At 48.9% G+C, this 26,293-nt stretch carries 22 protein-coding genes and 6 pseudogenes; 9 read left to right on the top strand and 19 right to left on the bottom strand.

What is annotated here, in order from left to right:
• The first annotated feature begins 219 nt into the window (after window positions 1-219).
• The 3 genes and pseudogenes from D368_RS07200 (at window position 220) to D368_RS07210 (ending at window position 3,704) form a co-directional block, all read left to right on the top strand.
• Window positions 220-1,520: pseudogene (locus D368_RS07200) on the top strand (spore germination protein).
• Window positions 1,495-2,595 (top strand): spore germination protein, encoded by a 1,101-nt coding sequence (locus D368_RS07205; RefSeq protein ID WP_128574674.1) that lies wholly within the window; start codon window positions 1,495-1,497, stop codon window positions 2,593-2,595. The pseudogene D368_RS07200 and the gene D368_RS07205 overlap by 26 nt, the downstream one beginning before the upstream one ends.
• Window positions 2,592-3,704: a Ger(x)C family spore germination protein gene (locus D368_RS07210; RefSeq protein ID WP_039253908.1), complete on the top strand. Its 1,113-nt coding sequence runs from the start codon at window positions 2,592-2,594 to the stop codon at window positions 3,702-3,704. The genes D368_RS07205 and D368_RS07210 overlap by 4 nt, the downstream gene beginning before the upstream one ends.
• A gap of 42 nt (window positions 3,705-3,746) precedes the next feature.
• Here the strand turns inward: D368_RS07210 and liaR are convergent, their stop codons facing one another.
• From liaR to D368_RS07265, 11 genes and pseudogenes are all read right to left on the bottom strand, one after another.
• Window positions 3,747-4,379, bottom strand: coding sequence for a two-component system response regulator LiaR (gene liaR, locus D368_RS07215; RefSeq protein ID WP_003151798.1), 633 nt, complete (start codon window positions 4,377-4,379; stop codon window positions 3,747-3,749).
• Window positions 4,357-5,439, bottom strand: a complete 1,083-nt coding sequence (gene liaS, locus D368_RS07220; protein WP_128574675.1) for a two-component system sensor histidine kinase LiaS — start codon at window positions 5,437-5,439, stop codon at window positions 4,357-4,359. Before liaS ends, liaR begins: the two co-directional genes overlap by 23 nt.
• Window positions 5,436-6,206 (bottom strand): cell wall-active antibiotics response protein LiaF, encoded by a 771-nt coding sequence (gene liaF / locus D368_RS07225; protein ID WP_486129237.1) that lies wholly within the window; start codon window positions 6,204-6,206, stop codon window positions 5,436-5,438. The genes liaS and liaF overlap by 4 nt, the downstream gene beginning before the upstream one ends.
• Window positions 6,193-7,062: a LiaG family protein gene (gene liaG / locus D368_RS07230; RefSeq protein ID WP_071392256.1), complete on the bottom strand. Its 870-nt coding sequence runs from the start codon at window positions 7,060-7,062 to the stop codon at window positions 6,193-6,195. The genes liaF and liaG overlap by 14 nt, the downstream gene beginning before the upstream one ends.
• Before the next feature lie 105 nt (window positions 7,063-7,167).
• Complete coding sequence (gene liaH, locus D368_RS07235) at window positions 7,168-7,845, bottom strand: stress responsive protein LiaH (RefSeq protein ID WP_003151791.1); 678 nt, start codon at window positions 7,843-7,845, stop codon at window positions 7,168-7,170.
• 13 nt (window positions 7,846-7,858) lie between these two features.
• A complete protein-coding gene (locus D368_RS07240) occupies window positions 7,859-8,239 on the bottom strand; it encodes a protein liaI (protein ID WP_015387734.1) in 381 nt (126 codons plus the stop codon).
• 166 nt (window positions 8,240-8,405) lie between these two features.
• Entirely contained in the window at window positions 8,406-9,674 is a 1,269-nt protein-coding gene (locus tag D368_RS07245; protein WP_071392257.1) for an MFS transporter, read from the bottom strand.
• Between the two features lie 164 nt (window positions 9,675-9,838).
• A complete protein-coding gene (locus D368_RS07250) occupies window positions 9,839-10,408 on the bottom strand; it encodes a cob(I)yrinic acid a,c-diamide adenosyltransferase (RefSeq protein ID WP_071392258.1) in 570 nt (189 codons plus the stop codon).
• Window positions 10,405-11,631 (bottom strand): ABC transporter ATP-binding protein, encoded by a 1,227-nt coding sequence (locus tag D368_RS07255; RefSeq protein WP_128574676.1) that lies wholly within the window; start codon window positions 11,629-11,631, stop codon window positions 10,405-10,407. Before D368_RS07255 ends, D368_RS07250 begins: the two co-directional genes overlap by 4 nt.
• A pseudogene (locus D368_RS07260) lies at window positions 11,628-12,675 on the bottom strand (FecCD family ABC transporter permease). The gene D368_RS07255 and the pseudogene D368_RS07260 overlap by 4 nt, the downstream one beginning before the upstream one ends.
• Window positions 12,638-13,581 (bottom strand): annotated as a pseudogene (locus D368_RS07265) (ABC transporter substrate-binding protein). The pseudogenes D368_RS07260 and D368_RS07265 overlap by 38 nt, the downstream one beginning before the upstream one ends.
• A 187-nt stretch (window positions 13,582-13,768) precedes the next feature.
• Between D368_RS07265 and D368_RS07270 the strand changes: the two are divergent.
• Window positions 13,769-14,559, top strand: a pseudogene (locus D368_RS07270) (SDR family NAD(P)-dependent oxidoreductase).
• A 50-nt stretch (window positions 14,560-14,609) separates the two neighbouring features.
• Here the strand turns inward: D368_RS07270 and D368_RS07275 are convergent.
• From D368_RS07275 to D368_RS07295, 5 genes and pseudogenes are all read right to left on the bottom strand, one after another.
• Window positions 14,610-15,488 carry an SMP-30/gluconolactonase/LRE family protein gene (locus D368_RS07275; protein ID WP_071392260.1) on the bottom strand — a complete coding sequence of 293 codons (879 nt, stop codon included), beginning with the start codon at window positions 15,486-15,488 and terminating at the stop codon, window positions 14,610-14,612.
• Between the two features lie 63 nt (window positions 15,489-15,551).
• Window positions 15,552-17,294: a HAMP domain-containing sensor histidine kinase gene (locus D368_RS07280; protein WP_070082351.1), complete on the bottom strand. Its 1,743-nt coding sequence runs from the start codon at window positions 17,292-17,294 to the stop codon at window positions 15,552-15,554.
• Window positions 17,291-18,010 (bottom strand): response regulator transcription factor, encoded by a 720-nt coding sequence (locus D368_RS07285; protein ID WP_071392261.1) that lies wholly within the window; start codon window positions 18,008-18,010, stop codon window positions 17,291-17,293. Before D368_RS07285 ends, D368_RS07280 begins: the two co-directional genes overlap by 4 nt.
• Before the next feature lie 173 nt (window positions 18,011-18,183).
• Window positions 18,184-18,370: pseudogene (rsoA, locus tag D368_RS07290) on the bottom strand (sigma-O factor regulator RsoA).
• 44 nt (window positions 18,371-18,414) lie between these two features.
• The gene (locus tag D368_RS07295) at window positions 18,415-18,951 is read right to left on the bottom strand and encodes a sigma-70 family RNA polymerase sigma factor (RefSeq protein WP_087920805.1); all 537 of its coding nucleotides are present in this window, start codon (window positions 18,949-18,951) and stop codon (window positions 18,415-18,417) included.
• Window positions 18,952-19,193: 242 nt separating this feature from the next.
• Between D368_RS07295 and D368_RS07300 the strand changes: the two genes are divergently transcribed.
• The 3 genes and pseudogenes from D368_RS07300 to D368_RS07310 all read left to right on the top strand — a co-directional run bounded on the left by D368_RS07300 (window position 19,194) and on the right by D368_RS07310 (window position 21,114).
• Window positions 19,194-19,349 (top strand): YvrJ family protein, encoded by a 156-nt coding sequence (locus tag D368_RS07300; RefSeq protein ID WP_003151774.1) that lies wholly within the window; start codon window positions 19,194-19,196, stop codon window positions 19,347-19,349.
• Between the two features lie 117 nt (window positions 19,350-19,466).
• A complete protein-coding gene (locus tag D368_RS07305; RefSeq protein WP_077722824.1) occupies window positions 19,467-20,627 on the top strand; it encodes an oxalate decarboxylase family bicupin in 1,161 nt (386 codons plus the stop codon).
• Between the two features lie 66 nt (window positions 20,628-20,693).
• Window positions 20,694-21,114, top strand: a pseudogene (locus D368_RS07310) (YrvL family regulatory protein).
• Window positions 21,115-21,148: 34 nt separating this feature from the next.
• Here the strand turns inward: D368_RS07310 and D368_RS07315 are convergent.
• The 3 genes from D368_RS07315 to D368_RS07325 are packed head-to-tail and all read right to left on the bottom strand — an operon-like array spanning window position 21,149 to window position 24,021.
• Window positions 21,149-21,955: an ABC transporter ATP-binding protein gene (locus D368_RS07315; protein WP_003151771.1), complete on the bottom strand. Its 807-nt coding sequence runs from the start codon at window positions 21,953-21,955 to the stop codon at window positions 21,149-21,151.
• Window positions 21,956-21,973: 18 nt separating this feature from the next.
• Entirely contained in the window at window positions 21,974-22,984 is a 1,011-nt protein-coding gene (locus tag D368_RS07320) for a FecCD family ABC transporter permease (protein WP_071392265.1), read from the bottom strand.
• Window positions 22,984-24,021: a FecCD family ABC transporter permease gene (locus D368_RS07325; protein WP_486129242.1), complete on the bottom strand. Its 1,038-nt coding sequence runs from the start codon at window positions 24,019-24,021 to the stop codon at window positions 22,984-22,986. The genes D368_RS07320 and D368_RS07325 overlap by 1 nt, the downstream gene beginning before the upstream one ends.
• Window positions 24,022-24,268: 247 nt before the next feature.
• On the opposite strand from D368_RS07325, the gene D368_RS07330 reads away from it, so the two are divergent.
• Entirely contained in the window at window positions 24,269-25,207 is a 939-nt protein-coding gene (locus D368_RS07330; protein ID WP_101562421.1) for an iron-hydroxamate ABC transporter substrate-binding protein, read from the top strand.
• Between the two features lie 146 nt (window positions 25,208-25,353).
• Window positions 25,354-26,268, top strand: a complete 915-nt coding sequence (locus tag D368_RS07335; RefSeq protein ID WP_071392267.1) for a class I SAM-dependent methyltransferase — start codon at window positions 25,354-25,356, stop codon at window positions 26,266-26,268.
• Window positions 26,269-26,293 lie beyond the last annotated feature (25 nt).

Below are 26,293 nucleotides of genomic sequence, written 5' to 3' on the forward strand. Positions count from 1 at the left end.
AAATACTTTATCATAGTATATCATTTTTTTAACAGGAAAAGATAACCTCAATTAAGGATTGGAAGGCGGGTGACTGTCGATGGCGCAATCGGAATTCAAGGAATACATACACGTTAACCTGGCACTGGTGCTTCCCCACGTAGAGCAGAATGATGACCTGGTTCAAAATAAAAAGATGCTTCCGAACGGGCTTGTTTTTATTATATGTATCTGAGTGAAATGAACGACGAAGACAAAATAAAAGAAGCGATTGAAACGCTGCTTCGTGAGGAAGACACTCTGACGCTGGATACGGTGACGAAACGTCTTGATAAGATCGACGCCCGTCCTGTCTTTACGTCGAAGGAAGCCGTCATCTCCATTCTGCGGGGAAAATGCGCCGTGTTTATTAACGGACTTGACAGCGTATACATTTTGTCCACGGGAAAAAGAGAAAAAAGAAGCGTAAATGAACCCACATCCGAAAAGGTCGTAAGAGGTCCGAAAATCGCCTTCATAGAAGATTCTGATACAAACATCGCCATGATCAGGCAGCGCACGAACCATCCGAAGCTGAAAACGAAAAAGGTTCCGATCGGAGAAAACAAGTTAAAATACGCCACGGTCATGTACATAGATGATAAGGCGGACCCGTCTGTCGTCAGCGATGTTGTAAAGCGCCTCAGCGAAGTGAAGATGGACGACATCCAGGATTCCGGAACGCTTGAGGAGCTTATTGAGGATAATAAGTATTCGCCCTTTCCGCAAATACAAAATACGGAACGGCCTGATAAAGTCTCTTCCGCCTTGTTCAACGGCCGCGTCGCCATCCTTGTCGACAACTCGCCGTTTGCGCTGGTGGTTCCGGCTTCTTTAGGAATTTTAATGCAGTCCCCCGATGATTATTATGAACGGTGGATTTCCGCCTCACTCATCCGGGCGCTCAGGTTTACGTCTATTTTTATCACGCTGTTTTTTCGTCCATTTATATCGCCCTCGTTTCGTTTCACCAAGGGCTGCTGCCGACGTCGCTTGCAGTCACCATCGCGGCGAACAGAGAAAACGTTCCCTTCCCGCCTATCATTGAAGCGATGGTAATGGAAATTACGATCGAGCTGCTGAGAGAAGCGGGCTTGAGGCTTCCCAGCCCGCTCGGCCAGACGATCGGATTGGTGGGCGGAGTCGTCATCGGCCAGGCGGCCGTTGAAGCGAATATTGTCAGCTCCATCATGGTCATCGTGGTCAGCATTGTCGCGCTCGCTTCATTTACGGTGCCGCAGTACGGGATGGGTCTGTCGTTCCGTGTGCTCCGTTTTATTTCGATGTTTACCGCGGCAGCTTTCGGGCTGTACGGCATGATTTTATTTATGCTGGCGATCTACACTCATTTATCGAGACAGCGAAGCTTCGGTTCTCCGTATTTCTCGCCGAATGGATTTTTCAGCTTAAAAAACGCAAACGACTCTATTCTCCGTCTCCCTATTAAAAATCAACCAAAAGAGGCGAAAAACATAAATGAGCCAGAAAACAACTCACAATAAGCTTACAAGCTATCAAGGGACAGCATTGATTGCAAACACGATGCTCGGCGCGGGGCTTCTCACCATGCCGCGGGCGCTGTCATCCAGGGCAAATTCGCCGGACGGCTGGATCGCGTTATGTCTGGAAGGCGTCATCTTTATCTTTTTGATTTATCTCAATACGCTCATTATGAAAAAGCATCAGTACGGATCATTATTTGACTATATGAATGAAGGACTCGGCAAATGGGCGGGAAATATCGTCAATCTTATGATCTGTCTCTATTTTATAGGAGTCGCCAGCTTCGAAGCCCGGGCGATGGCGGAAATGGTCAAGTTCTTTTCATTGGAAAGAACGCCCGTGCCGGTCACGCTGTTTATCTTTATCGCCTGTTCCGTTTATTTAATTATCGGCGGCATGAGCGATATCGGCAGGCTCTTTCCTTTCTATTTAACGATTACGATTATTATTTTGCTGGTGGTGTTTTCCTTCAGCTTTAAAATATTTGATATCGACAACCTGCGGCCGGTGCTCGGACAGGGGTTTTCTCCCGTTATGGCCTCCTTGACCGTCGTTTCTGTTTCCTTTTTGGGGATTGAGATTATGCTGTTTCTCCCCGAGTACCTCAAAAATAAAAAGCACACGTTCGGCATGTCGGCCATGGGCTTTGGCATCCCGATTATTTTATACATTATTACCTACGTGCTCGTCGTCGGCGCCTTAACCACCCAGGATGTCAAAACAATGATCTGGCCTACGATCGCGCTCTTTCAATCATTTGAAATCAAAGGGCTTTTTATTGAAAGGTTCGAGTCCTTTTTGCTTGTTGTCTGGATTATCCAATTTTTCGCCACCTATGTATCATACGGATATTTCGCGACTTCAGGCCTTCATAAAATTTTCGGGCTGAAGCAGAAAAAGGGCGTCGTCATCGTAGGGATTGCGACATTCTTGGGGTCATTGATGCCAAAGGATGCGAACAAGCTGATGCTGTTCAGTGATATTCTCGGCTATATCTTCTTGGTTTTCTTTTTGCTGCCTTTACTGATATTTGCAGTCGTCGCTGTGAAAAGGAAGGTGAAAAAAGCGCAATGAAGAAATACATCGTAATCATATTTTGCACATTGCTTTTGGCCGGGTGCTGGGACAGCCGCAATTTAGAAGACTTGAGCCTCGTTATCGGAGTCGGGCTCGATAAACCCGAGGAAGAAAATGTGGAAGTGACACAGCAGATTCTGGTTCCGCAAAAAGCAAGTGCCCAGCAGTCGTCGTCAGGTGACACGACAAAGGTGACTTCCACTCCAGGGGAAACCGTCCATCAAGCATTACGAACGGCATCGTTAAAAAATCACCCCGCCTTCTCCCAGCACTTGCGTATCATGCTGTTTTCCGAAGCGCTGTTAAAGGATCACATCCCGCTTGACGCATTGATGAACCAGTTTATCAGGGACAACGGTACGAGAAGAAGCTGCAATGTGATGACGGTGCCGGATAAAACGAAAGATATTTTCAAAATCAGTGACCAGGGAGAGCCTGCGTCAAATACGATCTATGACTTAACGGAGAACAATGCGGTCACCATCCGGATGATGGAGCCCGTGACATTGGGGGAAATATCCGAGAGAATCGCCAAGGGCGAAACCTTTGCCCTTCCTCAAGTGCGCAAAGTGGGCAGCAGACTGGAAATCTGGGGCGCTACCATTATTAAAAATAAATTCTGGTATGCGAATTTAACGCCTTTACAAGTCCAGAATATGAACCTGTTCACAGGCACGGTAAAGGGGGGCGTCACGGTTGCAAAGCATGACAATCATTTTTTATCCTTCGAGGTATTTTCCAGCAAATATGATGTAAAAACACAATATAAAAATGGAAAATTCAAGTTTATCGTCACCCGGTTTGTTGAAGGCCGTCTGTCTGAGGATTGGAATCCGAAAGAAGATTCTTTCAAGGAGTCCTATATAAATGAAATCAAAAACGCGGTAAAACGCAGCATTCATTCAGATGTCATGGCATTCATTGATTACATGCAGCATGAGTTGAAAGTGGATATTACCGGGTTAGGCGATCAAGTCCGGATACATTATCCCGATAAATGGAAAAAGATATCCTCTGACTGGGATCATCATTTCAGTGAATCGGATATCGAATATAAAGTAAAAGTCGCCATCAGGGATTTCGGAACAAAGGGAATGTCCCAATGACCCCGTCCCTCGGGAGAGTGTGCCGGCGCCGCTCTCCTTTTCTTATGTCACGAGATGATTGCGGTGGGCATATACGGCTGCCTGCGTGCGGTCACTGACATCAAGCTTTGACAATATATTCGTAATGTGGGTTTTCACCGTTTTAATCGTAATGAAGAGCTCTTCACCAATCTCTTTATTCGTCTTGCCTTCCGCGACGAGACAGAGGATTTCCAGTTCTCTTTTCGTCAGCGTTTCATGCGGAAGCTGATTCTCTGAATGGCGCAGCCTTGACAGCACTTTTCCCGCCACTTTCGATTCAAGCTTCGGTTCGCCCTTGGCAGCCGCTCTGATGGCTTCGGCTATTTCTGCCGCCTTGGACGTTTTCAGCAAATAGCTGAGCGCTCCCGCTTCGATCACCGGATACACTTTGTCGTCATCAATAAAGCTCGTCAGCACGATGATTTTCGGGTCATTGAGTTTCGCGCAGATCTGTTTTGTCGCTTCGATGCCGTCCATGCCGTCCATGACAAGGTCCATTAAAATCACATCCGGCAAAAGCTCTGCGGCCAGATCGACGCCCTGCTGCCCGTCTGATGCTTCACCGGCGACTTCAATGTCCGGCTGCGCTTCTAAAAATGCGGCCAGACCCATCCTGACCATCTCATGATCATCAATCAGTAACACTCGAATCACTGTCGTTCTCTCCTTTTGTTTTCTGATAAACCGGGACTTTCACGTCGATCTGCGTACCTTTTCCCTTTACGGAGATAATTTCCGCTATGCCGCCGATTTCACTCGCTCTTTCCTTGATGGAATGCAGGCCGTATGAGGATGCTTTCACTTGATCCATCGTAAAACCCGCCCCGTTATCAATGACTTTAAGCTGCAGCTTTTGATGTTTCGCGCCGAGTCTAACGGTGACCTTGGTCGCCTTTGAATGTCTGAAAACGTTGGAAAGCGCCTCCTGCACGATGCGGAACAGATGGTCTTCAACGCCTTTTGACACACCCGTATCGCTGATGTCCCACTCAATATCCAGCGGCTGCTTCGCTTTGAACTCTTTTAACAGCTCAATCAGCCCTTCTTTTAAGCCTTTTCCTTCTAAAGTGACGGGCCGCAGATGCAATAGCAGCGCTCTCATCTCGTTTTGCGCTTCCCCCGCCATATGTTCAACCATGCGAATCCGTTTGACGATTTTGTCATCCGCATCTTTCACCTGCTCTAAGACGGCGGATGTCATCATAGAAATGGCAAAGAGCTGCTGGCTGACGGCATCGTGCAGATCGCGCGCCAGCCGCTGGCGTTCTTCAGTGATGACCGATTTTTTCATTTGATCCTGCCATTCCGCCCGCTCGTTGGAGAGCTTTTGCAGCGATGTGACCTGGAGCTCGACCCGCTTGGCCATTTCGTTGAGCTGATCTGCCGCCAGACCGATTTCATCATCGCCGAGCGGCGGCACCCGATAAGCGAAATTGCCGTTTTCAAATTTCAAAACCGCTTCAATCAGTGTATCCATTCTTGTTTTCAGGCGGCCTCCGTATACATAACCGGAAATCAATCCGGCCGAAAGTGACGCCAGAAGCAGGATGACCACAAACGGAATACCGAACCAGCCGGAAGAAAACAGCAGCATCGGGTCAAGCCCGTAATACAGCAGCATCAGCGTAATAAACACCGCGCAAAGGAGCAGACTGAGCCCCGCGGTCATCCGCATGGCGCGCCACTGAATATTGGCGAGTAATTTTTTCCTCATAAATACTTCACATCCACATCGCCGATGAATAACGAAATTGAAATTTTAATCCGCCGCGGCGAGTCGCCGTACTCAGACGATACTTTATAAAGATTCGGGCTCATGCCGCTTTTCTTAGAGCCGAGCAGGTTCATATCGCCGATAAAAGCCGATGAACTGACGGACACTTCGATATCCGGCGGGACGTACACATCGACATTGCCGATGACACCGCTGATGGTCATCGTGCTTTCTCCTTCGGGAATCATCGCTTTTGACAAATCAATTTTCACATCGCCGATGAATCCGGAAACATTTAAATCATTCAGCTCAAATGGGTCCTTCATCATCCGCAGCTCGCCGATAAAAAAGCTGCGGAGATCCGGCTGTCTGCTTTCCGTCTGGGCGGAAGGCTTTGGCTGCTCTTCTTTTTCAAGATTGATTTTCTTCTCTTTATGTTCATACACGCGCTTTCCTTTCAGGAGCCTGTAGCCCGCGTATATGAGAAAGGCGGCGAAGGCATAGCCGAACAGGTTAAAGGTGGCGCTGAACAGATTCCTCAAAAATAAAAAAGCGGCGAAGATATACAGGACGGAGCCGAGCCAGCCGCGGGAATATTTATTAAAAATATAGCCTGTGATCAGAAAAAAGAGCGGCCAAAACAAGAAGTCGCCGATGCCGATAATACGCAAAAACATGCTGACGCCTAATAAGGCGATGATAAGTCCGAGAATCTGTTTTTTGCCATCAGCTGCCTGCCCCTCCTTTCCTTGACTATTGCAGTGCAATATTGCCGCTCGTCACTTTTATATCAATCGGCCTGGCGCCGCTGCCCTTCATACCGGTGAATGCCCCGCCGTCCTTACTCGTTTTCTCAAAGGAATAAGACGGCTGAATCCTTCCGCTTGCCGTCTCGGCGTTCACCGTAAAACTTCCGTCTTTCGGCAGGCTGATCGCTGCGCTGCCGCTCGCAAGCCTGACGGATACGGGAGCATCCGCCGTCTCAAGCGAGGCGTCGACACTGCCGGAAGCGACCCGCACGTCAAGGGCGCCCGCCGCATGTTGAAGCCCGACATGTCCGGAGGATAAGCGGATATCCCCCGTTTTTGACGCAAGGCCTGCTGCTGTGAGGTTGCCCGACAGCCCCTTCGCTTCAAACACATCCGTCTTCACGTGCTTCAGCGACATATTCCCGCTTACAGAACGGACGCCGAGGTGCGCAAGAGACAGCCCCTTGTTTCCGTCGACGGCAATGCTGCCGCTTGACGTATGGACGGTGATATCCCGATGATAATCATACGGAATGCGGACAATCAGCAGAGGACGCTGAAAGAGATTCAGAAATTGAAACCCTTTCTCCTTCGCTTTGAGATTGAGGGTTTTTCCCCTGCTTTGGACAAACATTTTCCCTGGCGGTCCCGCCATGTTTGCCGCGATATCATTCCGCGCTTCCGCGATGATTTTTACATCCGTCTGTTCCGATGAAACCGACAGGCTGTTGACGGCACGCGGCGGTATGCTTGCCGATTCTGCTTCTGTTTCGTACAGCGGAAAAAAACGCCCGGCAAACACTTCTTTCACCAAAAACAGACAGCAGATCAGAACGGACGCCGCCATCAGTCCTTTGGCAATCTTACGCTTCATTACGTTCCATCCTTTTTCATTCATTTTATTATAAAGGAAAAGCCGGAGAATTGATACGTGCGTATAGGGAAGAGGCGTAAAAGCGCCGATCTTCCCTTGTGCACATTATTCATGAGCCGCTTTTTGATGCTCTGTTTTCTCCAGAGAAAGCGAGCGCATTTTTTCAATCTCGGCTTCCACCTCATCTGAATATTGGGAGCGGCTGTATTCTGTGTTCGCCTCAGCTGAAGTGCCGTATTTGACGCGGACTTCCATTTCTTCAATGCGGCTTTCCATTCGAAGAAACTCCCTGTAGGCGCTTTCGCTGTCAATTTTGTCGAAAGAAGCGTTCATATGTTCCTTCGCTTTTGCCGCGTTGGCGCGGGCGATGAGCGCCTGTTTTTTATCCTTTACGTCGCGGAGGCGCGTTTCTAAAGTTTCCAGCTGCTCTTTCAGCTCTGCCAGCTGTGTTTTCGCCTGTTCATACGCTTTTTCATGTTCGGCCGCTTTTCCCTCAAGGTATTTCATTTCAGTCAGCGCCTTTTTCGCAAGCTCCTCTTCCCCGGCGTCAAAAGCAAGCTGAGCCTGGTTTTTCCGTTTTGCCGCCGTTTCGGAGGCGTCTTCCTGTTTTTTCTTAAACTGATGGACGATCGTGTGCTGTTTGACAATCGTTTGTTTCGCCTTAGCGATGTCACTTTCCATATCACGCACATATTGATTCAGCATGACTTTCGGATTTTCTAATTTATCAAGCCCTTCGTTAACAGATGCGACGAACATATTTCTTATTCTTTTTAAGACCATTTTGTCTTCCTCCTTATTTTTTCTTCAGAAATTCTTCCCATTCAGAGTCAAATCCGGATTGATAGCCCGGTGATGCCGCTTCCGGTTCATACTGGCGGGAAGCGGTGTCTGAGCCGCCCTGCTTCATCATCTTCCACCCGAAATACACCATGGCGCCGGCCAGTCCGATGGCAACGATAAATGGAAGAGAACCGACGAGAATCATAGCTCCGATGAAGCCCGCGATGATACCCGATACCGCCCGGCCTTTTGAAAAACGTTTGATTCCCCAGTAAAGCATCAGGCCTCCGATCGCCAGCGGGATGATAAATGCGAAATGGCCTCCTCCGAAAAAGACAGAAAGTCCGAACACAATCAGCAGAAAGCCGCCTGCCGTTTTTACATTTATATTCATGCAGATCCTCCTTTCGTTTTCCTTGTCTTTACTATAAACAAATCCCGCGGCCGGCAAAACGAGTCAGAGATTGATTTTCATATCAGACCGGAGTCGTATAACCCCCCGGACCTTCGCATAAAAAAACGCCGCTGCACCGGACGGCGCAGGGCGTTTCACGAAAAATCTATATTCTGATGCTCGCTTCTTTTTCCCTGATGAGATCTGAGCGTTCGGCTTTGGCCAGCTTCGTAAAGATCAATATTCCGAGACCGGACAGGACTTCAACGAGACCGCCGGCGGCAATGACTTTTCCGGGACCGAAGGCATTAGCCGCGTATCCGCAAAGAACCGCGCCGAGCGGAATGGATATGTTTGAGATCATGTGAATGACGGCATAGACTTGCGGCTGGTCATCATGGTCCACAGACGTCTGAATAATCGTATATTCCGGCACATTAATCGCGCTGACGGCAGATCCGAACGCAAACGCGGCGAGGAAGACGAGCGGCAGAAAAGTGTTGAGGCCGGTGATGAAAAATGCCGCCCCTTCTATGATTCCCGCTGACACAAACAGGAGACCGTATTTGTTCACCTTCACCTTAGCCAAAATAAAACCCATTAAAAAGGCTCCGCCCGTGCCTGTCGCTTTCAAAAGCGAGTAGATGATCGGCGGCATGTTTAAATCTTCGGCGACATAAACGGCAGAGAGCGCCTCCCACGGAGCGGCCGCAAAATTCATGAAGATACAATAGATGGCGAGCGGGTATAAAATCTGGTGTTTCCTGACAAGAACGAAACCCCGTTTGAGCCTTCCGAAATACGTCCCGCGCTGTCTGACGGCGACGGTATCCTCTTTGGCATGCTGGACTTGGTATGACATAAAGAGTACGAGAAAACCTGATAGAAGATAGAATATAAGAGCGATAAACAAAGAATAAGCGGGACTGATAAATGTTAAGAACACCCCGCTCAGCGTAATGGCGGCAAGCCTGACGATCTGGCCTGATGACTGGATGACCGCATTCGCTTTCTGCAGGCTGTTTTCTCCGACAATATTGGGGATTAATGAGATAGATGCAGGATTATAAGCGGCTCCCGTGGCTGAATGCAAAATCATGAGAAGCATGACAAACCATAAAGGAGAAAAACCGTTAAAGTAACAGACCGGAATGATCAACACGACCGCCGCGCGCGTGAGATCGGAGAAATACATCCAGAATTTCAGCGTATGCTGCTTCATAAAAGGCCCGGTAATCGGCGCCAGCATCGCCTCCGGAAGGAACGTAACCGCAATGAGCAGGGACGTGCCGATCGCGCCTTCCCCATCAAAAATCAAAAACCACAGAATGGAATTAAAGGCAAAACCGTCGCCCGACAATTTAACAAGCCTCGAGATAAACAGAAGGGTGAAATTTTTATTCCAGATGCTCTCGCTCTTATTATATGTATCCATCTATCAAATCCCCCATTATTTTACAATGTTTCTTATAATATCTCATTTTTTAATTTTTCAGTCAATAATGCATAAGATACATTTTCCTTCTGTCAATAAAGGTTCAATTGATGGATATCTCTATAAAAAAACAGCCGGCTTGCTGCTGCCGGCTGAACAAAACGTTATTCATCATCACGGAATACCGCGGCGCTTCTTTCATACTCTATATCCTGAACGCCCTGTCTTGCGTTAACTGCTCTTGCCGCCGCGAAAAAATAATCAGACAGGCGGTTCAAGTAACGCATCACCGTATCGTTTATCTCTTCTGTTTTGCCCAGTTTCACGACGAGACGCTCAGCCCGTCTTGTGACGGTCCGCGCAATGTGAAGCTGAGCAGCCGCCTTATGCCCGCCCGGAAGAATAAATTTCTCAAGCGGGGGCGCTTCAGCCGTGTAACGGTCTATGCAGTCTTCCAATGCGGAAATAGATGTCTCTCTTAATGTATAGCTTCTATGTTCAGTGACCGTCGCCAAGTCGCCGCCGCAGTCAAACAGCTCATGCTGAATGATTCGGAGTTCGGCTTTCACATCACCGCAATTCTCACAATCATCAAGCTCCGCAAGCGCAAGCCCGATAAAGCTGTTCAGCTCATCGATCGTCCCGTAGCTTTCAACCCGCAGACTGTCTTTATCCGTTCTGCCGCCGATCAGGCTTGTCTGTCCTTTATCGCCGGTTTTCGTATACAGCTTCATCGTTGTATTCCTCCTTCTTCCGCCGCTTTTACACATGCCGCGGTTCCTCTTCTGACGGCTCTTTCCGCGTGAGGGACGTCCATTGTCTCTCCTGTCTGCAAGGCACAAATGACAATGTCGCCTTTTGCCTGTCTGCCGGAAAGAGCTTGCATTCTCGCTTCAGCCGCTGCCGTTAACAGCCGAACAAATCCCTGTTCCGATAAACGTCCGCTGATCAGCACCCAAACGGTATACTGCGCAGTCACGGCTATCGTAACCGAATCAAACGTACGGCAGATCAAACCAGCTGCCGCTGAGCCCGAAAGCCGGCGGCTCCACGAAAAGCCCGGGCCGTCAGATGCGGTTGACAGCATTCTGAACGGCCGTTCTGTATGAAGCGTTACGGTATTTCCGCTTTTGTTTATCAGAGAGGCGAACGGAACGCCGGCGGGCTCTCCTTCCTCCCGCGCTTCCGGCATAAAAGAGATCAGCGGTTTCGGCGACGATTGCTGGGCAACAGCGCTGACGGTGATGCCGTAAATGTCTTCAATCGTCTCTTTTTTTAAAGCCCGATCCGGCGTCTGCTTCGGAAAAGCGCGTCCGTCTTTCATCATCAGGAGCTGATCACAATATTGGCTTGCGGCGTTGAGGTCGTGAAAAATACTGATGACCGTCAGGCCTCTTTCTCTCGTCAGCCGCTTTACCGTATCAAGCAAGTCTTTTTGATATTTGAGATCAAGAAAGGTCGTCGGCTCATCCAGACAGAGCACCTCAGGCTGCTGAGCCAGCGCCTGCGCCAGATAGACGCGCTGCCGCTCCCCTCCGCTCAGATTGCGAACGGATTGCTGCGCATATCGGTCGATGCCCGTCATTTCCATCGCTTCCCGGACAATGTCTTCGTCATGTTGATCCATCTGTCTGAAGAGTCCTTTTTGATACGGGTATCTGCCGAAGGACACTGTTTCCTTAACGGTAAATGTAAAAGCTTGCTCCGTATGCTGCGGCAAAACGGCCATAATTTTCGCAAGCTCCCGCGGCTTGTATCTGCCCGCGGGCCTGCCTGCGACGAGCACCTCGCCCTTTGACGGAGAGAGCATTCCCGTCAGCAATTTCATCAGCGTTGTTTTTCCCGAGCCGTTCGGACCGAGTATGCCGACAAATTCACCTTTTCCGGCGGTAAAACTGACAGCTTCTACAATCATCCGGCCTCCGTACCCGCCGGACAGGCTGCTCACTCTGATCATAAGCGGTTCCCTCCATGATGCTGGCGAAGCAGAATCAAGGCAAAAACAGGCGCTCCCGCCAAGGCCGTCATAATGCCGATCGGCAATTCGACAGGTTCAATGACGGTGCGGGAAAACAAATCCGCCAAAATGAGAAACCCGGCGCCCGTCAATGCTGACAGCGGCAGTAAATGGCGATGATCCGTCCCCCACAAAAGCCGTGTCACGTGGGGAATGACAAGGCCGACAAACCCGATCGTCCCCGAGACGGCAACCGCGCCTCCCGTCAGCAGAGATCCGGCGGCGATCATCAGCAGTTTTCTTTTTCCTGTACTGACGCCTAACAGCCTTGCCTTTTCTTCTCCATAAGTCATAATGTTTAATTCTCTGCCATTGATAAGCAGAAGCGCCGTCCCGGCCAGAAAAAAAGGCAGAAACAGCGCGACATAGCCCCAGCCCCTCATTGACACGCTTCCCAACAGCCAGCGGACAATCGGGAGCAGATCATTTCCCGTTAAAGCAATCACAAGCGAAATAAGAGCCCCGAGAAAAGAATTCATGATAATGCCTGTCAAAATGAGCGTCGAAACCGACATCGACGCATGAACGAGGCGGCTGAAAAACAGAACCGCCGCCATAACCGCAATGGCAGCGGCGATGCTGACAACCGGAAGTGTGAACCGGCCGATGACGGGAATCTGAATGCCGAAAAACAAGGTGATAACGGCTCCCGCCGAGGCTCCCGAAGATACCCCGAGTGTATAAGGGTCGGCGAGCGGATTTTTCAGAAGTCCCTGAAACGCCGCCCCCGCAATGGATAACGCGGCTCCGACAAGAGCGGCCAGAACGACTCTCGGCAGGCGGATATTGATCATAATATTTACATTCATGGGATCGACAGAGGATGTCCGGCCGATCCCGATCCAAAAAAACGTCGGATAAAGGAATATGCAGACTGCCGATTGAAATGCCGAGTGCCGTACAAACGGCTAAAAACAGCAGGCTGACCGTGTAGGCCAGCGGGCGGTTACTTTTTAAACGTTTCAGGATAAACGCTTTCTGCAAGCTTCTCGACCCCTTTGACAAGGCGCGGGCCTGAGCGTGTGACAAGGTCAGGATCAACAGAATAGACATTGTGGTGTTTGACCGCATTGACGGCACCCCAGCCGGCGCGTTTTTCCACTTCAGCGGCCTTTACGCCGTCTGTCGTAATGATGACGTCCGGATTCATTTTGACAATCGCTTCATCCGTCAGCTGCACCCAGCCGGTCTGGCTGCCGGCGGCGTTTTTCGCATGTATATCTTCAAGCATTTCGTTCATAAACGTGCCTTTCCCCGTCGTGTAGCCGTCAGGAGACACTTCGACGAATACTTTCTTCTCGTCTTTTTCAGAAATGGCCGCCGCTTTCTTTTCTATGCCGGAAAGGTCGGATTTCATCGATTGGATCAGCTGATCCGCCTGCTTTTCTTTGCCGGCCGCTTTTCCGATCATGCTGATTGATTTGTACACATCTTGGAACGATTGCGCATCATTGACCGTTAAGACGGTGATGCCCGCATCTTTCAGCTGCTTCATCGCATCGGCGGAAGCGGACATAGAGGACGCGTGGGCAAGCACGAGATCCGGCTTCAGCGCGATGACTTTTTCAGCGTTCACATTCATATCTCCGACTTTCGGTTTTTTACGGCTTCTTTCGGATATGTATCATTTGTCGTGACGCCTGCGACCTTATCTCCCAGTCCGAGCGCGTATGTAATTTCCGTATTGCTCGGCATGAGGGAAACGATTTTTTCCGGTGCCTGCTTTATGGTTACTTTTTCGTTCGCGGCATCCTTAATGGTTACCGGGAATGCTTCGGTTGAGACGGCTTTTTGTTTGGCCGCGCTTCCTTCTCCCTGTGCGCCGGAACAGCCGGCGATCACAAAGGCGGTGACCAAGAGCGCCGCCCAGACGGCAGTGATCTTCTTCATTCTTTTAACTCCCCCTGATTATGGTAAACGATTGTCTCTTTGACATTCGTATCCTTTTTTCGCAGTAATTATACTATAAGTCTTTAAGGCTTGTATATCCGGCCTTTTTGCATGAAAGCAAATTGTTCGTACACACTAAAATTCATCATGTATACTGTTACACAATGGTGTAAAAAGGAGGATTATCATGGAATTACAGCTTGAACGAAAGCTCGTGTTGATTACAGGATCAACTTCAGGGATCGGAAAAGCCGCGGCAAAAAGCTTTTTAGCCGAAGGCGCCGAGGTGATTGTAAACGGAAGAAAAAAGAAACTGTGGAACGGACGGTTGAGGAGCTTTCCGCTTACGGAACGGTTCACGGCATCGCTGCGGATTTATCGCGTCAGGATGAGGCGGATGACTTGATCAAGCGCGCCGGCGGAATCGGGGAAGTCGATATTCTCGTCAATAATCTCGGTTTTTTTGAAGTAAAGGATTTCGCTGAGGTGTCTGATGACGAATGGACTCGGTATTTTGAAGTGAATGTTATGAGCGCCGTGCGCCTGTGCCGGCGTTTTCTGCCGCAAATGCTTGAAAGAAACAGCGGACGGATTTTGAACATCTCCAGTGAAGCCGGAGTCAAACCGCTTGCGCAAATGATTCCGTATTCAATGACGAAAACGGCGTTAATCAGCTTGTCCCGGGGGATGGCGGAAATGACGAAAGGCACGAATGTCACGGTCAACTCCGTGCTGCCGGGACCGACATGGACCGAAGGCGTCGCTTCTTACATGGAAGGAGCCGCAAAGGCTGCCGGAGAAGACACGGACAGCTTCGTCCGGGATTATTTTAAAGTGAATGAACCGACATCTTTGATTCAGCGCTATGCAACCCCGGAAGAAGTCGCCAATACGATTGTATTTCTCGCTTCATCAGCTGCTTCTGCCATTAACGGCACCGCACAGCGGGTTGAAGGCGGCATCATCCGCTCCATTTAACACAAAAAAGCCCGGCACAATGGGAACTTCCCCATATGCCAGGGCTTTTTTTACATCATGCCTGCAAACGGAACCGGCTCCCAGCCGCCCGTCTCAAGCTCTGCTGAAAACAGGCCGCCCGCATGCGGCTGCTCAAGTCTTTCGGCTTCCGTCAATTTTTCCGTCGCGGTCGTAATGTATAACGTGTTCAAATCTCTGCCTCCGAACGCGCAGCAGGTGACGTATTTCGCCGGAACTTCGATAGATGCAATTTCCTTATGCAAAAACGGGTCAATCCGGACGGCGCGGCCGCCTCCGAACAGAGCCACCCACAGCATTCCGTCACGGTCAATGGTCATTCCGTCGGGAGATCCTTGCGACTCCGGAAAGCGGTAGACCGTTTTCGGATCTGATACGGCTCCGGTTTCAGGATCGTATGCATAACAAACGATTTCCTGCGTCGGAGTATCAATATAGTACATCAGGTTTCGGTCCCGATCCCAATCCAAACCGTTCGAGGTGGAGACCTGGTCTTTTATTTTGGCAAGGCTGCCGTCCGTATTCAGACGGTACAGCGAAGCCTCCTCTTCTTTGCCTTCCATGCTCGTCGTTCCCGCCCATAATCTGCCGGACGGGTCGCATTTTGCATCATTGAAACGGATATCTTCCCGCATGTCTTTCGGCTGCTTCATCTTCGTCAATGTGTCTTCCCGCAGATTGTACAGGTAAAACCCGTCTTTCATCGTCATCACCAGCTCTTCTTTTGAATACAAGGCCAGAGCCGTGACAAATGATTTGAATTTAACGGAACGGTTGATTCCGTCAGCCGGAGTGAAGATATGGAGCTGGCTGCCCAGTATATCCACCCAGTACAGGCATTCCTTATCCTTGTCCCATAAAGGGCCTTCTCCGATAACTGCTCTCGTATCTGCTCGTAATGCTGCTTCCATGTGTGAACACCTCTTTTGCTTGTCAGTCTTCTATTGTTATTCCCGACAAAGCGGCGTCCAAACTCAATCTTTTTTAAAAAGAATCGTAATCACCGTTCCGGCGCTGATTCTGCTGTTGACATGGATGGTTCCGTTATGAAGGTGAACCAGCTCTTTGGCAATGGCGAGCCCAAGTCCAGTTCCTTCTGAGGGCCCCTTCGTATTCGTTCCCCGGTAATAACGGTTAAACAGCTGGTGAATCGTTTCATCGTCCATTCCTCTTCCGTTATCTTTCACCTTCAGAATGAGCTGTTCGGCTGATTCCTCAAGCACGACCCGAATGGCGGTCCCTTTCTTATTATGCTTAACCGCGTTTGCCAGCAGATTCTCCAGAATACGGCGGAACCACGCTTCATCAATGGCGAAAAGAATGTCTTCCTTTTTGGTTTCAAAGGCGATGTCATAGCCTTCCGAGAATGTGTTTTTCGTGAAATCGTTCGTGACGTTTCTGATAAACGGCACGACGTTGATCAGCCGCCGTTCGATCGGGAGGGCCGCGTTTTTGAGGCGGTATGTTAAGTTTAAGTCCTCAATCAGCTTCGACATATATTCTGATTTTTCCCGGACGATCTGCCCCATTTCTTTGACTTCTTCCGGTGTCCAGTCGTATTGCTTCGATTCAAGCATCATGCTGTAGCCGTAAATCGTGCTCAGCGGGGTTTTTAAGTCATGGCTCAGCCCGGCGATCCATTCTTCCCTTGTCGCCTGGATTTTTTCTCTGTTTTTCTTATCCCGCTTCAGCGTGTCGGTCAGCTGATCCATCGATTCGAAAATCTCGGCGAAAAAGCGGAACGGCTGTTTTGTTTTGCCTTTTTTGTTTTTGCTGACCGGCTGTCCTTTGCGGTTCTTCGGCTCTTCAAGCCGGCCCTTTGATAAATTGACAAGCCATTTGATGGTATGAAACAGCGGCCAGCCGAAACGGAAAGAGTACCAAATGGTCAGGATGCAGATCATAAATACCAGGATTCCGATCAAGAGGAAGAGGGTTTTCATCACATTTCTCAAAAATGATTTGTTAAACTCGTGATCGGGGATGTACACGGGGTTCGGCACCGACGCGACCATCCATTTCGTTTTATCGAGTCTTTTAAAAGAAATTTCCCGTTTGTAATTCCACGGCTTGGAACTGTATTTCAGCAATTCAAGCTCATTGACGGTGTTCCGTTCTTTTTTCGTGCTGTTGATATCCCCGAGCAGTCTGCCGCTGTCTTCGAGAAGGTAGACCGCCCCTTTTTCCCGTTTAATATAATCAACCGTGCTTTTTTTATATTGAGAAAGGGAAGCGAGGGATGGCTCCTGTGATTCGATGTAAGTGAGAAGCTGCTCACTGGCGGATTTCCAGCCGAACAGAATCAAATAGGTCTCATCATTTATCGTGACCGTCCAGTAATTCAGCTTGTAGTTGTCAAAATTCCGGTACTGGTAAATGGATAAGAGGTCTTTTCTGCTGTAATGGCTCGGGACGTCTTTCGGCACTCTGTACGCGTAGTCCGTTTTTTCTTTGTCATTAATGATCTGCAGCCAGCCCTTCTGCTTTCTGACCGACATCTTTAAAAATTCATCGACATCCCATGTGCCGTCTTCGTTTTTATCAAGCCACGCTTCAAACGAGTCTGCCGTCGCTTTGGTCAGTCCCGCATTGGCTTCCGCTTCGCTGAAACGCCAATCCAAATAGAAGAAAGAAGCGACGGCCAAAACGGACATCAGCAGGATGACAAGCAGAAGCTGTCCGAAAAAGTGGAGCAGAAATTTTCCGCGCATTCTCATGAGCGGGTTCCTTTTTCTCCTTGATCGGGAATAAACCGATAACCGAGGCCGCGCACCGTTACAATATAGGACGGATTGCTGGGGTCTTTTTCAATCTTTTCTCTGAGCTTGCGGATGTGAACCATGACGGTGTTGTTATCGCCGTAAGACGGATATCCCCACACTTTTTCATAGATCTGATCTTTTGAGAGCACCACATCAGGGTGTTCACAGAAATATTGAAGCAATTGCAGAAGCTGTGCGGAGCAGCTGACGGGCTCGCCCCCGACGATCAGCTCGGCGTTTTGCGGCGAATAGGAAAAATGGCTGTATGAATACGTTTTTACCGCCGCTTTCTCTTCGCGCTTATAGGTTCTCTTTAACGTCGCTCTGATCCGCGCCGCCAATTCGAGCGGATTAAACGGCTTTGTTATATAATCGTCAGCTCCCAATGCAAATCCTGACAGCTTATCCGCATCAGAAGAACGGGCAGTCAGAAAAAAGATCGGAGCGTCGGTATAGTTCCGGATTTCGGTGCATGCTTCAAAACCGGACATGCCTTCCATCATCACATCCAGCACGAGCAGATCCGCGGATTCATGTTTAACAAACTCAATCGCTTCCTCAGCGCTTCCGGCTGTCTTAATGTTGTGATAGCCTTCTTTGACGAGAACGCGTTTGACCATATCAACGATCGCCTTCTCATCGTCTACAATTAAAATTGACGCATTTTCCACCTTGGACGTTCCTTTCTCTTTGTTTTTTTCATCATATCATTATATGGATAAGATTTGGTACTTTTTTAGTGCGGAGGTCTTGCGGGGAAACAGAAAAGAAAAACGAGACCGGACATCTCTTCTCGTTTTTCTCACGTTGTCAGAGCGGAATATCCATCATTCCGCCGCTTTTGTCAGGAGCTTTCATTTATAAGATGAAGAATAAATTCCCAAAAACCCGGCACTTCCTGGCATAACAGCATGTCCGCTTTTTCAACTATTTTAATCTTCAATTCTTGTTCAAGGTCTTCTCTTTCCTGGTATGATGTATTGCTCAGTTTTTTTTATCATTGGCGAAAAACGCGAAATCAAAAGTTCCATTTCGTCGGTATCTGTGTTCTCTTTGTTGAAGTCAAATGGCCCGTTCACTGCTTATTTTCCCCCTTTTTCTGCTTGTCCAGCTGCTTTCTGAGATTGTCGAGCCCTTTTTTATGAATATTGGAAATGTTCTGCCGTGATTCACCCAGCGACTCGGCAATCTCTTTCATCGTCGCTCCGTGAAGATAAATATTCGTCAGCACGCTTTTTTGTTTATCGGTTAACGTCTGAAGCGCTTCGTATAAATCACGGTTTTGGACATGCTGGCTCAAATCTCCCTGCTTCCGCAGAAACTCTTCATACGCGTCTTTTCCCATTTCATAGGGAAGCGCTTCACCTCCCTCCGGCTGATCCACCGTCAGCGGATAGCGCTTCTGATTTTTACGGATGCGCTTGTCAAAATCGATGGAGAAAATCCGGATCATAGAGTTCATATATTTGATGATCCGGATTTCCTTATAAAACTGTTTAAAATGGTCGTCCAGTGATTTTGCATCCTTCTCGTCTGAATGTTCCAGCACATTTTTAAATTTCTCGTAATGCTTTGGGTCACTTAAAAAATGTTTAACGATCGGATGTTTCATAATTTCCTTGCATTTTGACCGTAAAAGAACTTGATAGTCCATAAAACCGCCCCCTATTTAAATTAAATGAAAGAAAGCAAAAAAAAGTAAACTACTCCTTTCCGACTAAGATTCCGCATTCCTTATGTCCCGGATTTGCCGGAACAAAAAAAAGACCCTCAACCGGGATATCAGGTTTACAGGAGCCGTTCTTTCTTTCACTTATATACATGACTGCAGGTCAAGTCAGGAGGTGGCTGGTGATGGATCAGGTTTTTATAGAAGAAGCGGTCAGACAGATCGGCAATCTCGGCTTTCCGGCTCTGATTGCCATGTATCTTCTCACACGGTTTGAGAAGAAGTTTGACGCCCTGATCGAACTGATGACGGAACTGAAAGAGCAGAAAATGAAAAATTAATTTTCACACGAAGTTGACTTTTCATCGGAACGCATCACTTAACAAAGCAGAAGGGAAAACGAAAGGCCTTTCACATTCTCTTTCTGAAAAAACAAAGCTTGAGAGGAGACGATTTACATGTTAAAAGAAAACAACTGCAATATCCCGCAGCCGATCAGAGGAGACAAAGGGGCGACCGTCACGATTCCGCGCAATCTTGAAAGAGACCGCCAAAATCCGGATATGCTGACGCCGCCGGAAACGGATCACGGCACAGTGGATAATATGAAATTCTCTTTCTCAGATGTGCATAATCGGTTGGAAAAGGGCGGGTACGCGCGTGAGGTGACCGTTCGCGAGCTGCCGATTTCTGAAAATCTGGCATCTGTCAACATGCGTTTAAAACCGGGCGCCATCCGTGAACTGCACTGGCATAAAGAAGCCGAATGGGCATATATGCTGACGGGCAAAGCGCGGGTCACGATCGTTGATGAACAGGGACGCAGTTTTATCGATGACGTGAAGGAAGGAGATCTGTGGTACTTCCCGTCAGGCCTGCCGCACTCCATTCAGGCGCTGAAAGAAGGCTGTGAATTCCTCTTGGTGTTTGATGACGGTTCCTTCTCAGAAAACAGCACATTCCAAGTGACTGACTGGCTTGCCCACACGCCGCTTGATGTCATCGCCAACAACTTCGGGGTTTCAGAAAAAGACCTCGCCGGCCTGCCCGGGAAAGAAAAATATATCTTTGAAGAGCCGGTTCCCGGGAAGCTGAAAGATGACATTGTGGAAGGCCCGAACGGCGAAGTGCCTTATCCGTTCACTTACCGCCTGCTGGATGAAGGTCCGACTGCTGAGACGGACGGCGGCAAAGTATATATCGCGGATTCCACAAACTTCAAAGTGTCCAAAACGATCGCTTCAGCGCTTGTCGTGGTCGAACCGGGCGCAATGAGAGAGCTGCACTGGCATCCGAATACGCATGAATGGCAGTATTATATTTCCGGTAAAGGGCGGATGACGGTTTTTGCATCGGACGGCCATGCAAGAACATTTAACTATCAGGCCGGGGATGTCGGTTACGTTCCGTTCGCAATGGGCCACTATGTGGAGAATTTGGGGGATGAGCCGCTCGTCTTCCTGGAAATCTTCAAGGATGACCACTATGCCGATGTGTCCCTGAACCAATGGCTTGCCATGCTTCCTGAGAAATTCGTCCAGCAGCATCTGGATCTGGGCAAAGACTTTACGGATATTCTTTCGAAAGAGAAACACCCTGTCGTCAAAAAGAAATGCTGAAGACACACACCGACTTGCAGAGTTCCGTCTCTGCAAGTCTCCTCTGTGTGAAAAGGAGCTGAACAGATGATCAATCAAAACGGGACGAAAATGTTTTTTCTTCAGGTGCTCCGGTATGCCCTGGCAGCCGCTGCCGTATTACTCGGGTATTTCATCGTGATGATGGCCGTATTTTCATTAGCCGGGACGAGCTACGGATCGATGGCGTACGTCCTGCTTTTTCCGTGCTTTTTATTCTTCTCGGTTTATGTTTTGAACCGCTTGAACGGCTGATGATACATAGCTTTACCTTTTTGGGACGGGCAGGCTGCCTTTTCTCCTTTTAGCCAGCACCGTTCAGCTGCTGTTCCTCTGGATGACCGCGTATACGACGGATAAACTGATTGAAAAGATTTGGCTGTCAACGACGGAGGAGCTGATTGTGGCGGGGGTTTTTTTCGTTTTGGATAAATGCGTCTCCGGACAAAAGCAGCCCCGGGCGCACTAAAAAACGCAGGCCGGAATGGCTCTGCGTTTTTTTTTCATCTTACCGTTGCGTTTTCATGCCGGATTAAATCGTAGGTTAAGCAGACCGGTTTGTTCGTGCGCGGATCTTTTACAATCTGTGCGTCAATTTGAAACACGTCTTCCAATATACCGGGAGTCATGACTTCCTCCGCCGTTCCTTCCTTGATGACGCGCCCTTTTTTCAGGGCGATCATGTAATGGGAAAAACGGGCGGCATGGTTCAGATCATGAATGACCATTAAAATGGTGCGGCCCTGCTCCTTGTTTAATTTGTCCAGCAGCTGCAAAATTTCAAGCTGATGGGCGAGATCTAAATAAGTGGTCGGTTCATCAAGAAGCAGCAGCTCCGTTTCTTGAGCGAGCGCCATGGCGATCCACACACGCTGCCGCTGCCCCCCGGAAAGCGCTTCGATCGGCCGGTCGTAAAATTCGGCCATCCCCGTCTCTTCAAGCGCCCATTTGATCATGTCACGGTCTTTATCACTCAAGCGGCCCATTCCGGACTGATGCGGAAACCTGCCGTAAGAAACAAGTTCGTACACCGTCAGCCCGCTCGGCGCTTCAGGCGTCTGCGGAAGAATTGCCATTTCCTTGGCGATGTCCTTCGTGGATTTTTGCATGATCGCCTGTCCGTTTAAATAGACGGCGCCGGATTTCGGTTTCATGATTCTTGACATCGTTTTGAGAACCGTCGATTTTCCGCAGCCGTTCGGACCGATCAGCGTTGTAATTTTTCCTTTCGGGATGGCGATATCCAATTCTTTCGCTATCAAACGGTCGCCATAACCGACAGTAAGCTGTTCCGCCGATAATGAGTTCATCGCGGCAGTCTCCTTCCTCTATTTCGTTTTCATCAGCAAATATACAAAATACGGCGCTCCGAGCACGGAAATCACCAGGCCGACGGGAACTTCGGACGGTGCAAGCACATTTCTCGCCAGCGTATCGGCAAGCAGAAATAAAAATGCTCCGATCAAAGCTGAAACCGGGATAAGCGTCTGGTGGCGCGGCCCGGTAAGCCTTCTGGCCAAATGCGGCGCAATGAGTCCGAGAAAAGCGATTCCGCCGGCTGCCGCAACACATGACGCGGTCAGGGCAACGGCGGACATCAGCAGAACGCGCCGCTCCTTTTCAACCTTGGTGCCAAGCCCCGCCGCCAGCTGATCACCGAGCTGGAGCACATTTAAATACCTGGCTTTATAGAGGCTGAACGGTAAAAGAACCAGCAGCCACGGCAAAATGGACAGCACCATTTTCCAATTGGCGTTCCAAATCGAACCGGAAATCCATACAAGCGCCTGCATGAAATCCCGCGGGTCCATTTTCAGCTGAAAAATCAAGAGAAGCGCATTAAACCCCGCATTGACACCGATCCCGACCAAAACGAGCCGGACAGGTGAAACGCCTTTTTTCCAAGCCAGCACATAGATGAGCAGCGCAGCCAGAAAAGCTCCCGCCAAAGCGCTCACCGGAAGCAGCCATGTACTGGCCATGCTTAGATCAACAGCTGACCCTTGGAAAAAGAAGATAAACAGAACGACCGCCAAAGACGCCCCGGCGTTAATCCCAAGAATGCCCGGCTCCGCCAAGTCATTTTGAGACACGCTCTGAAAAATCGCGCCTGAAACCGCGATTCCTGCGCCGACAAGCAATGACAGCACCATACGCGGCAGTCTGAATTCAAATAAAACGAGCTGATCCCGGGCATCCCCCTGTCCGAAAAAGACACGCAGCGTATCAAGAGGCGCAATCCGGATCACACCCATGTTTAAGCTGATAAAAAAGACGATGCATATGAGCACAAACGTAACGGCCATGACCGCCAGCGGTTTTTTCGATTTTACATTCATTACAGCCCTCTCCTTTCCCTGCGCGCCAAATAAAAGAAAAAGGGAACGCCGATAAGGGCGGTTAAAGCGCCGACCGGTGTTTCAAACGGCGCATTGACGAGTCTTGCGGCAATATCACTGAAGACTAACAGAACAGCGCCGAATACCGCCGAACAAGGAATGATACACCTGTAATCTACCCCGACTAAAAATCGGGTGATATGCGGAATCACCAAGCCGATAAAAGAAATGGCTCCGGCGACTGAGACTGAAGCCCCCGTCAAGAGGACAACGACAAACATTCCGATTACTTTCACAAGCGATGTGTACTGCCCGAGCCCTTTGGCCAGTTCCTCACCCAAGCTCAGCACCGTCACTGAGCGCGCAATCAGAAATGCCAGCAATAGTCCGATAACACCGGCCGCCAACAGCAGCTGCACGCCTTCCCATTTCACAGAAGCAACTCCTCCGGCATACCAGAACTTCACATCTTGGGCGACATCAAAACGGATCGCAATCGCGCTTGAAAGCCCCGTTAAGAAATAGCCGACTGCCGTACCGGCCAGCGCGAGCTTCACCGGTGTCAGCCCGCCTTTTGAAAACAGGCCGATGCCAAACACAATAAGCGCTCCGATTCCCGCTCCCGCAAAGGACCACAAAACAAGTCCCGCCGCAGACAGACCCGGAAAAAAAGCAAATGCCAATGCGATCGCAAATCCTGACCCCGACGTCACGCCCATAATGGAAGGCTCAGCAAGCGGGTTCCGCGTCAGCCCCTGCATAATCGCTCCGGACACAGCTAAAAAAGCCCCGACGAGCGCGGCGGCGGCGGTTCTCGGCAGCCTCAGATCGCGTATGATTTGATGAGATGTATTTTGCGGCTGAAAGTGAAAGAGAGCATCCCACACCGTCCGCAGATGAATATCGGCAGCTCCGATGGAAACAGACAGAGCGGCGCCGATCAATAAAACCGCAATACCGGCACACAGCAGCACAGCCGCTCTGAATGAACGCGCCGTCCACTGGATTTCACTCCCTGATGCCCCTTGAGCCGTCATTGTCTGTTTCTTTTTCAATAGACCCAACACTCGTTCTTCCTTTCTCAAAACAAGAATGGTAATGATAATGATTATCAATGACTTGTTTCAGTATAGCACTTTTATCTTCTCTTTTAATAGACCTAATTTCATATAAAAAAAGAAAGTTTTTCTTAAAAAAGATCGTGCTTCTCTATGAAACCAGTGATATAATCACACTGATAATGATTCTCTTTATCACTAATTTTTATGAAAGAAGGAATGTCAGATGTTCCATACATACAAGAAAATCGGCGCAGCGCTGATTGCCATGCTGCTCATCGCCGCTTTGGCCGCATGCGGCAATTCTTCAGACACGAAAGGTTCTTCTGAAAAAGAAGAAACCATCACGTATAAAGCCGAAAACGGCAATATTAAAATTCCGAAGCACCCGAAACGGGTCGTCGTCATGGCTGACGGCTACTACGGCGACTTTAAACAGCTCGGCATCAATGTTGTCGGCGCGCCGCAAAACGTATTTAAAAACCCTTATTACAAAGGGAAAACAAAAGGTGTGACAAACATTGGCGACGGCACGTCCGTTGAAAAAATCATTGACTTAAAGCCGGATTTAATCGTTGTCTGGACGACACAAGGCGCCGATATTGAAAAACTGGAAAAAATCGCGCCGACAATCGCCATTAAATATGACAAGCGCAGCAACATTGATCAATTCAAAGAGTTTGCGAAAATGACAGGCACTGAAGATAAAGCAGACAAATGGCTGGCTGAATGGGATAAAAAAACCGCTGCCGCTAAAACAAAGGTTCAAAAAGCGGTCGGCTCAAAAACCATCTCCATCATGCAGACAAACGGAAAAGACATCTATGTATTCGGTAAAGACTTCGGCCGCGGCGGAAGCATCATTTATGACAAACTCGGGCTGAAGGCCACAAAACTGACGCAGGAAAAAGCCATTAATCAAGGGCCGGGCTACGCCAGCATTTCACTCGAGAAACTGCCTGACTTCGCGGGAGACTACATCTTTATGGGGCCATGGCAGGCCGGCGGTGACGACAAAGGCGTGCTTGACAGCTCAATCTGGAAGAACCTCGATGCCGTCAAACAAAACCATGTCTACCGCATTGATCCGATCGGCTTCTATTTCTCAGACCCGATCTCACTTGAAGGCCAGCTCGACTACATCACAAAAAGCTTAACGAAGTAGCCCCGAAGCCGCTGTCACAGCGGCTTTTTATTACGCTTAAAACTTGACAAAAAAATTCATTTATGCTATAATTTACATTTTTGGATTAACATGTATAATAAGATTCTCCCGGCCGGAGATTGATGAAAATAACGGAGGATCTTTATATGAAAGAAAACAAGGCGAGTATGACTTCCCTGCTGTCCGCTTTCGGAAGGGCGTACCATAGTAAATACGACACCCCGGTGATATTTGATGATTTTTTGGCACAAGATCTGATTTCTGAAAAAGAGCATTCGGACATCCGCGATCATCTGATTCAAGGTATATCATTTTTCAGCAAAGACATGGCACAGAGGCTTCAAGGCCAAGCGGATGACATCTTAAAATGGGTGACTCAAGTACAGCTGTCTCCTACACCGTTAGCCCGTGCCGCATATTGTGAAGAAGTGCTTTTGAATGAAGTGAAGCTCGGGGCCAAACAGTATGTCATCCTTGGCGCGGGTCTGGATACTTTCTGTTTCAGACATCCTGAGGTGACAAACGCCTTAGACATATTTGAAATCGATCATCCCGCTTCACAGGAAGACAAAATAAACAGATTGAAACATCTGAATCTCGACATTTCCCATCATCTTCATTTTGTACCGATGGACTTCGCCGCTTCGCTTTCTTTCAGCCGTCTGTATCAGGAAGGTTTTTCACGCCAAAAAACCTTTTTCAGCCTGCTCGGAGTATCATACTATCTTACGAAAGAGCATCTCTCCCGCCTGCTCACACAATTATTTGCCGAAGTCCCGCCAGGAAGCTCTATCGTGTTTGATTATGCAGATGAGTCGCTCTTTGAAGAAAGAGGACTGTCAAACAGAGTGGAAAACATGGTGAAAATGGCTGCAGCAGGCAAAGAACCGATGTTATCGTGTTTCAGTTATAAAGAAATCGAAAAAATATTAGAATCATCAGGTCTGCTTATTTATGAACATGTATCTCCGGCGGACGTCAATGACCGTTTTTTCAGCGGACGCACTGACCATTTAACCGCATTCGAGACCATTCATTATATACACGCCGTCAAAAAGTAATCCGCTGCCGCAAACAAAAAAAGAC

The sequence above is a fragment of the Paenibacillus lentimorbus NRRL B-30488 genome (assembly GCF_000411595.1).
Lineage (GTDB): Bacteria > Bacillota > Bacilli > Bacillales > Bacillaceae > Bacillus > Bacillus velezensis.

Bases quoted from the DNA above. Each gene is read 5' to 3' on its own strand.
- D368_RS07205 (WP_128574674.1), top strand. From the start codon at position 1,495: ATGAGCCAGAAAACAACTCACAATAAGCTTACAAGCTATCAAGGGACA.
- D368_RS07210 (WP_039253908.1), top strand. From the start codon at position 2,592: ATGAAGAAATACATCGTAATCATATTTTGCACATTGCTTTTGGCCGGG.
- liaS (WP_128574675.1), bottom strand. From the start codon at position 5,439: ATGAGGAAAAAATTACTCGCCAATATTCAGTGGCGCGCCATGCGGATG.
- liaG (WP_071392256.1), bottom strand. From the start codon at position 7,062: ATGAAGCGTAAGATTGCCAAAGGACTGATGGCGGCGTCCGTTCTGATC.
- liaH (WP_003151791.1), bottom strand. From the start codon at position 7,845: ATGGTCTTAAAAAGAATAAGAAATATGTTCGTCGCATCTGTTAACGAA.
- D368_RS07240 (WP_015387734.1), bottom strand. From the start codon at position 8,239: ATGAATATAAATGTAAAAACGGCAGGCGGCTTTCTGCTGATTGTGTTC.
- D368_RS07245 (WP_071392257.1), bottom strand. From the start codon at position 9,674: ATGGATACATATAATAAGAGCGAGAGCATCTGGAATAAAAATTTCACC.
- D368_RS07250 (WP_071392258.1), bottom strand. From the start codon at position 10,408: ATGAAGCTGTATACGAAAACCGGCGATAAAGGACAGACAAGCCTGATC.
- D368_RS07255 (WP_128574676.1), bottom strand. From the start codon at position 11,631: ATGATCAGAGTGAGCAGCCTGTCCGGCGGGTACGGAGGCCGGATGATT.
- D368_RS07275 (WP_071392260.1), bottom strand. From the start codon at position 15,488: ATGGAAGCAGCATTACGAGCAGATACGAGAGCAGTTATCGGAGAAGGC.
- D368_RS07280 (WP_070082351.1), bottom strand. From the start codon at position 17,294: ATGAGAATGCGCGGAAAATTTCTGCTCCACTTTTTCGGACAGCTTCTG.
- D368_RS07295 (WP_087920805.1), bottom strand. From the start codon at position 18,951: ATGAAACATCCGATCGTTAAACATTTTTTAAGTGACCCAAAGCATTAC.
- D368_RS07300 (WP_003151774.1), top strand. From the start codon at position 19,194: ATGGATCAGGTTTTTATAGAAGAAGCGGTCAGACAGATCGGCAATCTC.
- D368_RS07305 (WP_077722824.1), top strand. From the start codon at position 19,467: ATGTTAAAAGAAAACAACTGCAATATCCCGCAGCCGATCAGAGGAGAC.
- D368_RS07315 (WP_003151771.1), bottom strand. From the start codon at position 21,955: ATGAACTCATTATCGGCGGAACAGCTTACTGTCGGTTATGGCGACCGT.
- D368_RS07320 (WP_071392265.1), bottom strand. From the start codon at position 22,984: ATGAATGTAAAATCGAAAAAACCGCTGGCGGTCATGGCCGTTACGTTT.
- D368_RS07325 (WP_486129242.1), bottom strand. From the start codon at position 24,021: ATGACGGCTCAAGGGGCATCAGGGAGTGAAATCCAGTGGACGGCGCGT.
- D368_RS07330 (WP_101562421.1), top strand. From the start codon at position 24,269: ATGTTCCATACATACAAGAAAATCGGCGCAGCGCTGATTGCCATGCTG.
- D368_RS07335 (WP_071392267.1), top strand. From the start codon at position 25,354: ATGAAAGAAAACAAGGCGAGTATGACTTCCCTGCTGTCCGCTTTCGGA.